Raw genomic sequence first — 14,492 nt, 5'->3', positions numbered from 1 at the left:
CAATCATCATATGCTTTTATCAATATCTTTTTTAAACTTCCTGTGTTTTGCTGTATAACCAATACCTATAATCATTGAGCTAAAGTACAAAAATTCCGGTATATTGAAAAGATTGCAGGAAGTCTGTACCAAAGTAAAGTATTGCAAAAATAACGCAAAAATCAGTTTATAGTATATATTTCCCTTTTGAATATTCCAAAATAAGGCAGCATTTTTTACTACGGGGACAAACTTTAAGAAATAAATAAATAATCCTAAAATTCCGGTTCCCATTAAAAGCTCTAAAAAAATGTTATGTGGATGAGCACCGTCCTCAAACAATATCCTTCCTCCCAATAACCGATTTGAATTAAATATTTCGATAGCTCTACTGAATAATGGCCCTCTGCTTGAGGTATCGCCATGTGCTATCCACTTATACATCCTGTTAAAGCTTGTTATTGCTCCATTCCCATATTGCTCATGCAAAATAACCAACCCTATAAACAACAGCATCGAAATAAGAGCATAGATAATATATTTTTTATTCCCTTTCAGAATAATCATATACAAAGAGCATACAGAAATCGCTACAATTGGACTTCTCGCCATAGACTGGATAACATTAAAAAGACCTAAAAAAAGACAAAAGAACAGAAAATAGGATTTATAATCGTCTCTGCAAAACAGCAGTAAAAATAATGATATGATAAACAATGAAGCACCTATATGGCCATACATAATGTAGTAGGTACTAAAAATATGGTCTAATTTTATATAACCATATATGTAATTTACAACGAGAAGTCCACAGAGAATAGTAACACTATATTTTGCTATGCTTTTAAAATCTATTTTACTATAATTGATACATAATAGTGCGATACTTGGTAAAAGCACCAAAAATAGGATTCTGAAAATATATTCATTCTCAGATTGCATTATCTCCTGATTAAACGAATAATTATTAAACGAATATATAAGCTTGATGATATAAAAAACCCAAAATCCGACAAGACTAATAATTGGAATATTTTTAAAACTAATATTTTTTCTTTCCCTATATATTATAAATAAAGAAAATACAATGACAAAAATTCGATATGGTATGGAAAAATTCCTGGGATTCATTTCAAGTGGCTTTGCAAAAGCAATGGCAATAGTATTTCCCACCATAACAGATAACAGGAATAGTTTATAAATGAAATTATTATTAATAGTAATTTTCAAAATAAAGCCTATTTTTTATTTCAACCAATGCAAAGCTACTTCTTTTGCTTTACGGAATGAGATAAAATAGCGTCCAGATATTTTTTCCCCAACACCGGATACGTTCTGTTTTCAAAAATCCATTTTCTGCCTTTATTTCCTATCTCAATTCTTTCTTCCGTACTCATATTGGCGTAATATAAAATGGCATCTTTAATATCCTCTGCAGATGTACTGTTGATAAACCTACCGCAATCAGCTTCATTAATCATAGAAGGATATCCGGTATAAGAAGCAATAATTGGTTTGGCGGCAAGCATATATTCTACCACTTTGTTCATAGATTGCCCATAATCCCATACTTTTGAATCTTTGGTAGATAAGTATAGAATATCACAAACCTGAAGAAAATATTTAACTTCATTTTGCTGAATTCTTTGTAAAAAAGTTATATTCGTACAATCTTTTAACTGTTCTTCATAAGATGCTCTAAGATCACCGCTTCCAACCAATACAAAATGGATATTGGTGTTCTCTTTCATTATTTGTATTGTTTCAATGAAAGGTTCCAATGCATTCGTAACCCCCATACTTCCCGCATAGCCAATAATTACTTTACCTGATGGTACTATTTCTAAAAACGGATTTTTTTCTTTCAGGAAGTCTTCAGAATAATTTTCAGGATCAAATCCTAATGGTGAACAATGAAAAGGTTTTTTATATCCCAGTAATTCTTCTACGTGTAAATCCAGCCTTGGCATTGTTCCTGCAACCAAATCAGCGTTCCTGTATCCAAACTTTTCTATAAATCCTATCAGTAAAACAAGAGGATGCCATTTCGAAAAACCAGCTTCCTCTGTCATCGTTAAAGGCCAGATATCACGAATTTCAAAAACTAAAAAGCTCCCAAACTTTTTTTTCAGATAATAACCATATATGATCGTAAAAATGGAAAGTGACGAAATAATAACTGCATCAGGCTTTTCCATATTGGAAAGTTTCATTAAAAATAGCTTTCTTTCAAAATCAAGCCAAGACAAAATTCTGTCTATAGATGCGGTTTTAGTATATTTTTTGGTTTTAATCCATCTAATAGCAACCCCATCCTGTTCCTCATCATTATATATTTTATCCGTTTCAGGACAATTCGTAAAATGATTGGCATCCGATGTTATTAATAAAGCTTCATTTCCCATTTTTTTAAACTCTCTCGCCAGATAAAATAAGCGCGATGGAGCTTTTGCATACTGTGGTGGTGAGGCATATTTGGAAATTAACCAGATATTTTTTTTCATTTTTTACTGCAGGGTTGGTTTTTTAATTGGATCAATCAGGAAATCAAGCATTATTGCTTCATTCAGAATATTACTGTTATTAAGATTCTCAATGGTGAGACTGTTTTCAAGTTGGCCGAAGTCTGATACAAAATCTTTTGCTTTAGATTTATTTTCTAAAATATTTAATTTTATTCTTTCTCCCACACCATCATTCACCCAATTCTGTGTGACATCAAAGCCTCTTTTCAGACGGTTTTTAAGGATATATCCTGGCACGTCTTTTTTCATCATTTCACGTAATATCCATTTTCCGTAACCATTTTTAATTTTAAGCAAATCCGGCAATGCTAAAGCAAATTCTACCAATCTATAGTCCATAAAAGGCAGTCTGCTCTCAATAGAAAAATACATTGAATTTCTGTCTTCATATCTTAAAAGGGAAGGGATACTGTATTTTTGGATATCTGAAATCTGCCTGCTTGATAAAGATGAATTTTCAAACAGATTTAAAGAAATTTCAGGCAAGCAATCCAGGAATGCTGTATCTTTCCCTGTTGTCTTCAGATATCTGTTTTTCTCATTCCAATATGTCTTTATTTGTTTTGCTTCAAATACCAACATCAGAGCTAATGAGTGAAAATATTGTAAACCTGGCAAAACTTCTTTGTTTTCTATTGCCTTTCGCAATGCTACTACGAAAAATTTTCTGTATCCGGCAAAAATTTCATCACCTCCCTGACCGCCTAGTAACACTTTGATGTTTCTTTCTTTTACCTGCTTGTATACTTCATGCTGTGCTATGATACTGAGTCCCAGAAATGGAGATTCCTGTGCCTCCATGGTTTGGTCATAGATATTCCCCATCTCTTGTGCTGTGTAAGAATGGTGAATATATTCAACGTTAATATTTTTATCTTTTGCAAACTTATTAATAACGGGGCCTTCTGATTTCGGGTGATCGGGAGCTCCATAGCTGAAAGCCTCCAGATGATCTACTTCTTTTGATGCAATTGCTGCTATAGAGGAAGAATCTACTCCTCCACTCAAAGAAATAGCCAGAGGAACATCACTTCTCAGACGTATTTTGGTTGAATTTTCCAACAGTGACTTCCCTTTGGAAATGAGTTCTTCCGAACTTAATGACTCTAGCTCTTTTCTTTTTTTTGCAACCTGCTCTTCCAGAGAATACCAGGTTTTAGTCTCTGTTTTCAGTTCTCCTTCCAGTTTACATTTCATTAATGATCCTGGTAAAAGATATTTTACATTTTTGAAGGGAGTTCTGTCTTCATATCCCTCGAAAAAACCGAATCTTATCCCACTGGAACAATATTCCAGATCTATATCCTGATTTGTTTGTTTAGCTACAGAGGCTATGGATGAAGAGAATAGTAACTGACCATCAAAAAAGGTATAAATTAACGGTTTAATTCCAAATCTGTCTCTTACCAGATAGAACTCTCCTTTTATCTTGTCAAATAATCCGAAAACAAACATTCCATTCAGCTTATTCAAACAAGCCTCTCCCCAGCATTCCCAGGCTCTTAAAAGAACTTCAGTATCTCCTTTGGTTCTGAAGTCAAAACCATTAGATATTAATTCTTCTCTGATTTCCTGGTAGTTGTATATTTCACCATTATAAGTGAGACTATATCTTTCGTCATCGGAAATCATAGGTTGATTAGATGCTCCTGACAGGTCTATAATTGCCAGCCTTGAGTGAGCCAAAGTTACTGACCAGTCAGCGTATTCTGCTTTTTCAACCCCATAGTAATCCGGTCCTCTTCTTCGTATATAATTATGTAAATCACTTCCTTCTTTAAAGTCAAGATTTTGTGATCTTTTAAATTCTATTGCTCCTGTTATTCCGCACATATTAGTTGGATAAAACTTTTTGATAAAACGTTAATAATTTTTCGGACTGGCTTTCCCATGAAAAATTTTCAAAGACTAATTTTCGTCCCGCTTCACCCATTTGCTTTGCTGTTTCCTTATGAAGCATCAAGTAATCAATAGCATCAGCAATTTCTTTAGGTTTTTGAGGGTTTACAAAAATACAACATTCACACCCTTTCAATAAACTTCTCCAATATGGAAAATCTGAGGCAATAAAAGGAATCCCTGCAACCATGTATTCAAACATTTTTATAGGCAGACTCACTAAAAATGTCGGAATAGGATGTAAAGTAACCACGCCTGCTAATGAGCGGTTATAAATATTTTCTACTTCTTCCGAATTAACATATCCGAAATCATTGACAAGGTGGTAATCTTTATGTTCTTTTATCTCTTTTTCCAAAGTGATAGAAGAATACATACCCGCAAGATTCAGTCTTGCCTGTGATTTTGTGAGCTCCAATGAATTCATCAGATCTTTAATTCCTCTTGTATCATCAATAGATCCCACATAGCATACTTCATTCTGCTTTTGATCCCAGAAAATCTGTTCCTGTTTCTTATCAGATAAGATAGGATAGTTATTGATATTTTCAGTTTGTTTGGCAAACTTTTTAAAATAATTTTCAATATGAGGCGTAGCACCAATCACTCCATCTATCTTTTTACAGGTATAGCGTTCAAAATTCTCATATAATATGGAGATCATATTTGAAACAGGAGATTTTAAATAGGGTGAAACTAAAATAGTGTTTACTGTGTCTTCGTGGGAATCAAAGATTACTTTTTTATTTAATTTTTTCAGCTTCTTTGCTATTAAAAGCAGTTCAGGATCATGAAGGTGAAACACATCTGCGTTGAGTTCTTTAGCTTTATTAAAGATTTCAGAGGTAGTTTGTGTAATTCTTTTCAATCTACCAGCCGGGGCTCCAATATCTATAATTTCTACATTGTCCACCGTCTCATTACCTTTCCCATCAGCTACTACCAAAGTTACCCTTACATCATTAGATGCCAGACTTTTACACATCTTATGGAATATTCTAGAATCATTTCTTGGATGAACACTCGTGAGATGGCAGACGTGAAATCCGTATTTTTTATTCATTAATTGGCTTTTGGAAAGTTTTCAATTCTCCTGTTAAACATGGGTAATGTTTTATTTCTTATTTTTTGATTTTCCTACTGAATCTGACAGGCTTTGTACCTAACTTACAATTCAACAGTGCTCTATCAAATCATTTCAGATTTACAATTTCCTGAAAGAAACCTTTATCATGAGCGATATAGGCACTCTGTTCAGAATAATATGGAAAATTTTTTGCTATTTTTTCATACATGGTATCAATTTCATTGGTATTCAACATTTTCCACCATCCAATAAAAATATGTTCAAAATTCTTAGATGGCTGTATACCTTTTTTCCCATCTTTAATATCACTTCTAAAGTTACTGTTATTACCGTCTATATAATTATTGAAAATATAAATACTATTACTGGAATCATAGCTTGCAATATTAGTAATGAGCTGGTTTGAAAGTAATGTAGTAAGTTTTTCCAGATAGCTATATTTTGGTTTATCATCCTGAAAATTAAGTTTCAGCAGATGCAGATAAGCAGACATTCTTGAAAAATGAGAGGCATCCCAATTAACACTTTGACTTTTTTCCAGAGCCACATCCTTAAAATCCGGATGATCACGCCATATATTGGGCTGCAGATACCATGCTTTATTATCTTTAATCTTTACTTCTTTCTTCAACACCTGATAGAATCTATCTTTAATAGAGACTAAATCAGGGGTTATGGTTTGCTTTGCATCTTTCTCAATGAGTAAAAGACTTACACCTGTTCCCATAACGTAGAGTTCAAAATCAGTAATTGCTCTGTAGTAACTTAAATTGCCATTAAAATCTCCACTTAAGATATAATCTATCCTTTGTTTTGCACCATAGAATTTATTTGATTCTGATTCCCAAATATTTGCGGGATTATTATTCCAGTAATATAAAATTTCACTTTTTATGAAATTATACATTTTGGTGTTTTCAGCATTGTTTTTAATTCCACTTCTTCTTAAATATTCTGAAGCAGTAAAGTAAAATGTCCTTTTAGCCAGATCATCGGCCTGAGTATTCTTTTTAACAATAACCAGGGTATTATAAGTATACAGTTTCTGCAGCTTGTTTATTAATTCCTGATTTTGGGTATCATAAGCATATTGTATGGGAATATACAAAAGTGCAGAACTATCATAGACGGCGCTGTACCACTTGGCCAGCTGAGTTTCTGAACTGAACACATCAGTATAAAAATCCAGGAGCTTAGAAATTTCCTTAACACTTAAGTTTTTGTCAGTAAATATGGGCTTATCTGATGTAAATGTCTTTTTATTTTGTGTCTGCATTACACTCTTAAAAGTAGGCATAGCCAAACAAAAAGAACTACTATAAATCCAATAGGTAAATAGTAATGTAACTTTAAAAATCACTGTAGAGCTTTTCATTTACGAACAAAAATTTAATTTATTTTTCAGTATACAATTTCGGAATTTTATTCACGATTTTAATGACTCTTTCAAAATCTAATCCCAACGTATCTAAATACCATCTGATATTCTGATATCGTGGAGTATTTTCTAGCTCAACAAGTTCTAAAGCTTTTTCTCTTGTCATTTGCCCTTCTCTGATCTGATTACTTCTGAACGTGTCATGTTCTGTAAAGCCGGCTACCGTGTAATATACATAATTGTAAAAAGCCGCTGTACCATCACCAATCCTCCAGGTAGTGGTAGTGTCTATTGCTTTTTCCCAGTTATAATCATTTAAAAGGGTGTTATCAACCTGCTCCTCATCCCATCTCCAATAATCGAAAATATGGTAGTAATCCTGCTTTTCAGTGAAGCTGCGATAATATTCTCCTGAGAGAGTATCCCAAAGTGAGCTATTGAAATACCCAGGGCTCTCCATCATCGCTCTGAATCTTTTAGAGTGATATCTCAGCTGTTTCATAGCACCATGGCTGTACACTCTCTTTTCTTCAAAATCTGGTTCAATATCTAAAAACCCTGTTTTAAAGTGAGTTACTTCTAATGGATTTACTCCCCACAGATTAAGATTGATTCCTGTCTGCTTCTTGATATCTTCTACATGTCTGAAGAAGTGTTTATCTCCTGCCGTAAGCATTGCCATCATTCCTAAGTGAGGTGATTTCAGCCATGCTTCAAGATTCATTCTGATATTCTTCCTTTTCAATGAAATATCTGCAGCCACAATAATATTTTCTACTCCGAGATCAGCACACATACGGCTGATATTTCTTCTGCCAAGATCTGTTACCATCCCCCAATCATAAGTATAGGTAACGGGTTTCATTTCCAGTTCTTTTACAATAAGATGTAACCCGTAACAGCTGTCTCTACCTCCTGAAAAAGGAACAATACAATCCAGCTCCTTACCTTTTCTTCTGTAGGGTTCTACCAGCTTAAATATTTCTTCTTTCGGTTTCGGGTTATTTCTTGGTTTGTAGTTTTTACAGTAATTACATACCCCAGCTTCATCAAATTTTATGAAAGGCATTGTCTCCGGAAGAATACATTTGGTACATCTTTTGATATTTAATTTCTTGTATTCAAGCAGGCCTTCTTCAATAGTATTAAATTTAAACTCAGGGATAAGATCTTCCACCCTGCTTTTTTCATCGGTTACTGAAAGGTTTTCCTTGGAAACAGGAATATCCAGAATCAAAGACTCTTCTTTGATCTGAGTAATGTTTTCGCATCCTATAATTCTAAGCCCATAGCTTTCTGATGCAAAATAAGTTTTGTCCTCGTTATATCCCACATATAAGCTGCCATTATTAGAAAAAAGAAGCAGTTTTCCTTTTTCCGGCAGAGCAAGAGCACAAGCAATAACTCCCTGACATAAAGAAAGTATCTTTTGGGGAAGATCTTCTATTTTATTGTCATTATTTTGAAGAAATTCTTCTGCGATAGCAACAATAGCTTCAGAATCAATTTTCAATTGTCTGCTTACTGATAACTTGCTCCAGACTTCTTCTTCGTTTACAATAATACCATTGTGTATTGCACATATATTTCCTCTGATTACTGGCTGGTTATCTCCCAGTCCGTTTGTAATCAACCTGCTATGTCCTAAAACAATATTGTTATTATATGGTTTTACCTTGTTCAGTAATTTTTCAATGCTGTAATCAGCTCTGTTTATCTTATATTGGTTATTTTGATAATAAATCAAACCACTAGAGTCTACGCCTCTTTGTTCGGAATGCTTTACCAGAGTTTGAAACTTCTGTTTATTAATACTGGTGTTCGATACGACACCAAAAATTCCACACATTTGTTTTTTTCTTTTTTAAATTAAATAATATTTATAGGAACCTATATAAGTATAATCTAGTTTTATAAAATTAATATTATACATTATTTCAAGTGAATTTTTAATTAGTTATTCCAACTTTATATCTCTTCTCAGATATAAAAAACATAATCCATATAATACTGCATCTCCAGGAATCAAAAGAGTTACTTTTATTATCTTCCAGGTAAAATAGCAAAACAATAATAAATAAAATCAGCATATCCTTATTGCTTTTGGAAGTAGAATAATTTCTAAGAAAGAATAATACATATGCAGACAGGTATAATCCTCCTCCTACTATTCCCAATTCCATCATTGATTCAACAAATAAATTGTGCGGATAATTACTCACATCAGCACCCTCCAGTATAAACCCTGAGCTTCCAATCCCTAGTCCAAAAAAAGGATGATCTAGGATTGATTCCAATCCAATCTCAAGAAAATTCCCTCTTATAGATAAACTTGCATCTTCATTATAAGATTTAAATATGTTAAATCGTTCAAAATCTACATTTTGAAATGCAAAAGTATAAATATTCTCTCCAAAAATAAGTATGGTAAAAAATAAAGCACCTATTGCAAACCCTGTTTTATAATTTATTTTATAATTTTTAAGATTCAAAGTAAAGAAAACAATTAAGGATAGTATCAAATTGATGATAGGTCCTCTTCCCCCAAGTTGAAATAGTAAAAATAATATTGATAATCTGTAAGCCGCAACATACCATGTTAATTTGCTTGCCAGAGAGAAAATAAAACATGCACACAGCATGATTCCAATAACTAAATATGTAGGAACTTTATCCACCAGCAATTCAGAATCATGAAATATAATAAACATATTATTAAAATACAGATAAAACAATCCTGCAATCATTAATCCACCAATAAGATACATCAATAATTTCAATTCAGAAAAAATAGATTTTTTAAATACAATAATGGGGTATATGACTGTAAAAATATTTAAAATAATCGCTAGTGATTTAGATTCGGCATAAATACTAGATATTGAATAAACATTAGAAACAAGGAAAACAAGACTCAATATTAAAATCAAAATGACAATATGACGATCCTTTACTTTTAGTGGAACTATTGTACGCAATTCAGAGATCATTACCACAAAACAAAGTAAAAGAGACAATAGGGTCAAATCTATTGGAATAGGTAACCACTTTAGAGACCCCGAAAAAACAAAAATAAAATAAATGAATACTTTAAAAAATGTAAACTTGTCTGTAGATAACGACATATTTTTCAATTATATTTGTTTTTATTAAAATTAAGGAAGCTTTTCATTTATTACAATCAATCAGATATGTTGGATGAATTTTTTTGTTATTACTGTAAGTTTCTATTTTTCATATTATATTGTGAAATAAATCTTAAATACACTTTCTTATACCACTTTTGATCTCTGAAAACTCTATCATTATGCCAAAGTATGATGAAATCACCTTCAACTCTTTTTGTTATTTTGAAAAGATTTTCCAATACCTCAAAAGCTTTATCCATAGAATATTTTTGGTAATGCGTCAGGGTACCATCCATAACAATTAGAGGGATCTCAAGAATGTTGTAAGGTTGGTCTTTTTCAAAATTGTATGGGTGAAATTGGTGTGCTGTACCACATTTAAATCCTTCATGGTCTGCAAATCCCATAGTATAATCGACCTTTATACCACATTTCTCAAGATTTTCAAAAGTTATTCTACGGTCAAATCTAAGATAATGCTGTCTTGCCAGTATAATATCTCTTTCTGATGTATTTCTGAGTCTCTCTATTTCATCGTTCATAACAGCAATATTCCTGAACGTATTAAAACCGGGATGAATACCCAGCAGCATATCTGCATCTTCAATTTTGGACATCAAATTCAAGACATTTTGGTCTATAACCTGACCCTTGTCAAATTGAGATGGCTTCGCAGTCATAAAGAAAAAAACTGATCTTAAATTGTATTTTTTTGAATCTTTATACAATTGCTCTATTCCTTTAAGGTACTGATCTTCTTTTTTAAAAACAATAGTTTTTAACATGTTCAGTATTGAACTGCATAATTGTAAAGGCCTTCTTTCTCTAATTGCTTCTGCAGCTAAAGTCTTAATCGATGTAAAAAAACCGTCAAATCTATAAAGGTTATCTATATCATGAGTAGGAACAATTATTGTTGGCTTTAATGAGGGAGTAAAACTTTGTACTTCATTTTTAAGAATTTTTCTGATCAGAAATGCGTATTCATCAACAACGGGTATATTAATCAGATTATATTTACAGACTAAACTATCTTTATATCTGAATCTGTCAAATTCATCTCGTGCTTCTGAGGTCAATTCATCATAGCATGATAATAAAACAAAAGATAAAGTAATAATATCATAATTGATTTGAATATGTCCATTATTACATTCATAAAAATCACTTACATTTTCATCAATAATCGGAATGTAATAATAACCATCATATGAAGGTATAGACTTCATATGACCTTTGCCTTCTATCAAATCAAGCAATTTATCGTGTGAACATAATTTAAATTTAATTCTTATTCCCTCAACCTGAATCGTTACATTATCTTCCGATAAAAATTCTAAAGTTGGAGAAACGGTATAGCCAAATGCAATTTTCAGTAAAAACTTAATTGTATATAATATGGCATTTTCTGTTCGCAATTTTTTTAACATTACTTTCATGGCAACAAAAAAATCAAGATTTATTAAATAGTAAAGAAAGTAATAAATATCTAAATAAAATTACTCCCACATAAATCCATATAAAGAAATCTATTGTGGAGCTCTTTCCTAAAAAAAATGAAACAAACAAAACCAAAGTGGTAATTACCTCCCAAACGAGGAAAATTTTATTCTTCCTTTTAACCAATACACCACTTGAATAATGAGAAAAAGACGATGAAATAACAGTCGTGAAAATTATTATTTTACTCATATCAAATGCCTTTCTCCATTTATTAATATCAAAAAATAAAGAGAAAAAATATTCCCCAAAAATTAAATATACAATAGCAAATAGTAGGGAAACCAAAAATAATAACCCAACATAGGTATTCATTTTCTTATTGAGTTTCGCTTTATTGGTTTCTGACAAATCCTTGTATATCAACCCATTTAAACTTTCAGATATTAAACTTAGTGGTTTATTCACAATTTTGGAAGCCATAAAATAATTCCCCAAAATAGCTTCTCCAAAATAATGTTTTATAAAGAAACTAGGTAGCTCTGCATTAAAAGTATTAATAAAATAAGCAGGCATCTGATGCAACGGAAAGGATTTATATTTAATTATAATATTGTAGAACTCTTTGTAAACAAAATTTCTTCTTTGTATTTTGAGATAAAACAATATAAATATAGTCGCCAAAAAATTAGGTATCACATAAGATAATATCAAAACCCAGTATGATAATTTTATATAATAACCAGAAAGTATAATGATAACTGCAAACACAGAGTTTAGTATCATTGATTTACTGACAATATTCAACAACCCTTTTTTTATAAGAATATCTTTTGATGCACTATATAAAGATTGACTAAATGCTACCAATGGTACAATTAAAAAATAGGAATCTATATCAAAAAATAACATTGAAATAAGTATAACGAAAAAGGAAATTAATGAGATGGTTATACTTAAAAAAATGGAAACAGCATATAGCATACTATATTCTTCGTTCTTTGCTGGTAACATAATTGCTTTGTTGTAGGACAAAGTATAAAAGTACGCTAATGGGGCTGAAATTGATAAAATAAAGGAAAGTACTCCAATTTCGTAATCAGAATAAATTCTTCCGGTTAATGGAACTGCAATCAGTAATATTAATTGAGATAATATATTGCTACCTAAAAAAGATATTATTTTTCTTTTCATAAATTTAAATAATCTTCTTTAGTTCTCTTAAAAAGATTTTTATATACAGTATATATAAACAATTTAAAATTTTTGTTCACATACGCTTTTTTAAGTTGTGATAAAAAAATATCTGATACTGAACTTTTTTTAAGAAATAATGGGGCAATTTCGCCATTCGTTAATGCTTCATGAAATTTCAAATCTTTTTTTTCATATCCTACCACTACATTTAAAAGAGTTTGAGGAATATGAGAATCAGAGCTCCAGATTACGGGTTTTTTATATTTTAGAGACAACAGATAAGACTTGTAGTTATTAATGACTGATGATCTGGCGTTAAATACTTCTATCACATCAACAGCTTGTGCCAGTTCTTCTATTTGGGTGTGCCCATCATATGGATGAGGTAAAATCAAGATGGCATTTTGTTCTTTTGCACTTTTATAAAACTCCTGCCATGTCATATCTGTAATTTCATTCTTTACATTTAATGCTATAACATCTCCCCGATCAGTTTTATATTCCGCAGCAGTAGGAATCTCTACATTCAGATTTAGTTCTTTTACTTTTCTTTGAAGTTCTAAACTCCCTTCTATGGTCTCATGATCAGTTAAAACAACAAAATCAAGTTTTTTATCTCTTATTGTTTTAACTATTTTTTCAATCGTATTTATTCCATCATAGGAATAGGTACTGTGAAAATGGAAAATTCCCTTTTTCATTTTATTTACTTTGAGAAAATTTTCTTTATGGTCCATATTAATTTGATTGAATCAACGAAAAAGTTTTCAAACAAGTTCGTATAAGAGTCCTTATAAAAATATTCTTTTATTTTATGCAGTTTTCCTGTTTTAAGTAAAACCAAAAGATCTCCGTCTAAAACCCAAAAGAATTTTTTTTCTACTTCATATTTTTTTTCAGTTTGTTCTTCTATGTTATTTGAATAAGCTTCAATCAAAGTTTTTCCAAAATTGAGTCCTACTGCATAAGATAAATCTAATGAACCCCAAAATTTGGGATTTAGCTCTATTAAATAATATTGTTGTTTCGTCTCATCATATTTATACTCAATCATTAATGGGCCGGACCAATTTAAATATTCTATAATTTGTTTAGATATGTTAAACATTTTTTCACAAAAAATAGACTTGGCAGCTGTACTAGATCCCCCGGTAATTGGTATTTCTCTAATACGCTGGTGCATATAATAGCTAATGATTTTACCTTCTTTAGCAATACAAAAAAAACCTCTGCCTACTCCTGATACCTGCTCCTGCATTAATAGTTTTACTCCCCCTGACAAGTATTTTTCTATTTTTTTAAATTCGGATTCAGAACCTAATTTTACATATAACGGATCAAATTTGGCTAAGCTTTCATTGCTTGATTTAACAACACAATTCTTATCTCTACTATATAGCCTTAATTCCTCCAGATTTGAAAATAATTTACATTCAGGATAATTTACATCGCTAAGAGAATTCAAAATTAGCATTTTATCTTTATTTAGTGCTATTTCAAGACTCTCTTTTGTAGGTATTAAACATAATTCTCTATATTTTTCAGAGCATATCTTTACAGCATCGCTCCCTACAGGAATTATAAATTCGGGGTTAATCTGTTTGACTGATTTTTCCAAATCCCCGACAATATAATCTTTACAATAACCAAATCTTTTAGCAAAAAAAACAGATTCTTTATCCATAGCAAAAACTTGGTGCCTATTTTCTCTATGTAATTCCCTCTGTAGCGCTATAGAGTTTTTATAATTTGCTTCCGTTATTAAAATTCTCATATTTGCTTTTCATTATTCAGAATTGAACAAAATTCAAGGATCTGACAGTATAGTTCTTTCTTTTTTCATTCTCAAATTCATCATT

At 31.4% G+C, this 14,492-nt stretch carries 11 protein-coding genes; all 11 read right to left on the bottom strand.

Annotation, left to right across the window (positions count from 1 at the left end; translation table 11 throughout):
* Positions 1-6 precede the first annotated feature (6 nt).
* The 11 genes from OL225_RS02305 to OL225_RS02255 all read right to left on the bottom strand — a co-directional run bounded on the left by OL225_RS02305 (position 7) and on the right by OL225_RS02255 (position 14,407).
* On the bottom strand, positions 7-1,209 hold the full coding sequence (locus OL225_RS02305; protein ID WP_264517144.1) for an O-antigen ligase family protein: 1,203 nt from the start codon (positions 1,207-1,209) through the stop codon (positions 7-9).
* A 35-nt stretch (positions 1,210-1,244) separates the two neighbouring features.
* Positions 1,245-2,483, bottom strand: coding sequence for a glycosyltransferase family 4 protein (locus OL225_RS02300; RefSeq protein WP_264517143.1), 1,239 nt, complete (start codon positions 2,481-2,483; stop codon positions 1,245-1,247).
* Positions 2,484-2,486: 3 nt separating this feature from the next.
* Positions 2,487-4,337: an asparagine synthase (glutamine-hydrolyzing) gene (asnB, locus tag OL225_RS02295; protein ID WP_052184844.1), complete on the bottom strand. Its 1,851-nt coding sequence runs from the start codon at positions 4,335-4,337 to the stop codon at positions 2,487-2,489.
* 1 nt (position 4,338) lies between these two features.
* Positions 4,339-5,466: a glycosyltransferase gene (locus OL225_RS02290; protein ID WP_264517142.1), complete on the bottom strand. Its 1,128-nt coding sequence runs from the start codon at positions 5,464-5,466 to the stop codon at positions 4,339-4,341.
* Between the two features lie 130 nt (positions 5,467-5,596).
* The gene (locus tag OL225_RS02285; protein WP_264517141.1) at positions 5,597-6,865 is read right to left on the bottom strand and encodes a hypothetical protein; all 1,269 of its coding nucleotides are present in this window, start codon (positions 6,863-6,865) and stop codon (positions 5,597-5,599) included.
* Between the two features lie 19 nt (positions 6,866-6,884).
* Positions 6,885-8,717, bottom strand: coding sequence for a hypothetical protein (locus OL225_RS02280; RefSeq protein ID WP_264517140.1), 1,833 nt, complete (start codon positions 8,715-8,717; stop codon positions 6,885-6,887).
* Between the two features lie 100 nt (positions 8,718-8,817).
* Entirely contained in the window at positions 8,818-9,993 is a 1,176-nt protein-coding gene (locus OL225_RS02275) for an O-antigen ligase family protein (RefSeq protein ID WP_264517139.1), read from the bottom strand.
* Between the two features lie 89 nt (positions 9,994-10,082).
* A complete protein-coding gene (locus tag OL225_RS02270) occupies positions 10,083-11,435 on the bottom strand; it encodes a polysaccharide deacetylase family protein (RefSeq protein WP_264517138.1) in 1,353 nt (450 codons plus the stop codon).
* Positions 11,436-11,448: 13 nt separating this feature from the next.
* Positions 11,449-12,630, bottom strand: coding sequence for a lipopolysaccharide biosynthesis protein (locus OL225_RS02265; protein WP_264517137.1), 1,182 nt, complete (start codon positions 12,628-12,630; stop codon positions 11,449-11,451).
* On the bottom strand, positions 12,627-13,370 hold the full coding sequence (locus OL225_RS02260; protein WP_264517136.1) for a PHP domain-containing protein: 744 nt from the start codon (positions 13,368-13,370) through the stop codon (positions 12,627-12,629). The genes OL225_RS02265 and OL225_RS02260 overlap by 4 nt, the downstream gene beginning before the upstream one ends.
* Complete coding sequence (locus OL225_RS02255) at positions 13,340-14,407, bottom strand: ATP-grasp domain-containing protein (protein ID WP_264517135.1); 1,068 nt, start codon at positions 14,405-14,407, stop codon at positions 13,340-13,342. The genes OL225_RS02260 and OL225_RS02255 overlap by 31 nt, the downstream gene beginning before the upstream one ends.
* Positions 14,408-14,492 lie beyond the last annotated feature (85 nt).

It is taken from the genome of Chryseobacterium viscerum, assembly GCF_025949665.1.
Classification (GTDB): Bacteria; Bacteroidota; Bacteroidia; order Flavobacteriales; family Weeksellaceae; genus Chryseobacterium; species Chryseobacterium viscerum_A.
The sequence above is the reverse complement of the archived record's forward strand: the minus strand, read 5'-3'. Positions and strand labels throughout refer to the sequence as shown.

Bases quoted from the DNA above. Each gene is read 5' to 3' on its own strand.
- OL225_RS02285 (WP_264517141.1), bottom strand. From the start codon at position 6,865: ATGAAAAGCTCTACAGTGATTTTTAAAGTTACATTACTATTTACCTAT.
- OL225_RS02280 (WP_264517140.1), bottom strand. From the start codon at position 8,717: ATGTGTGGAATTTTTGGTGTCGTATCGAACACCAGTATTAATAAACAG.
- OL225_RS02255 (WP_264517135.1), bottom strand. From the start codon at position 14,407: ATGAGAATTTTAATAACGGAAGCAAATTATAAAAACTCTATAGCGCTA.
- OL225_RS02270 (WP_264517138.1), bottom strand. From the start codon at position 11,435: ATGAAAGTAATGTTAAAAAAATTGCGAACAGAAAATGCCATATTATAT.
- asnB (WP_052184844.1), bottom strand. From the start codon at position 4,337: ATGTGCGGAATAACAGGAGCAATAGAATTTAAAAGATCACAAAATCTT.
- OL225_RS02275 (WP_264517139.1), bottom strand. From the start codon at position 9,993: ATGTCGTTATCTACAGACAAGTTTACATTTTTTAAAGTATTCATTTAT.
- OL225_RS02290 (WP_264517142.1), bottom strand. From the start codon at position 5,466: ATGAATAAAAAATACGGATTTCACGTCTGCCATCTCACGAGTGTTCAT.
- OL225_RS02265 (WP_264517137.1), bottom strand. From the start codon at position 12,630: ATGAAAAGAAAAATAATATCTTTTTTAGGTAGCAATATATTATCTCAA.
- OL225_RS02260 (WP_264517136.1), bottom strand. From the start codon at position 13,370: ATGGACCATAAAGAAAATTTTCTCAAAGTAAATAAAATGAAAAAGGGA.
- OL225_RS02300 (WP_264517143.1), bottom strand. From the start codon at position 2,483: ATGAAAAAAAATATCTGGTTAATTTCCAAATATGCCTCACCACCACAG.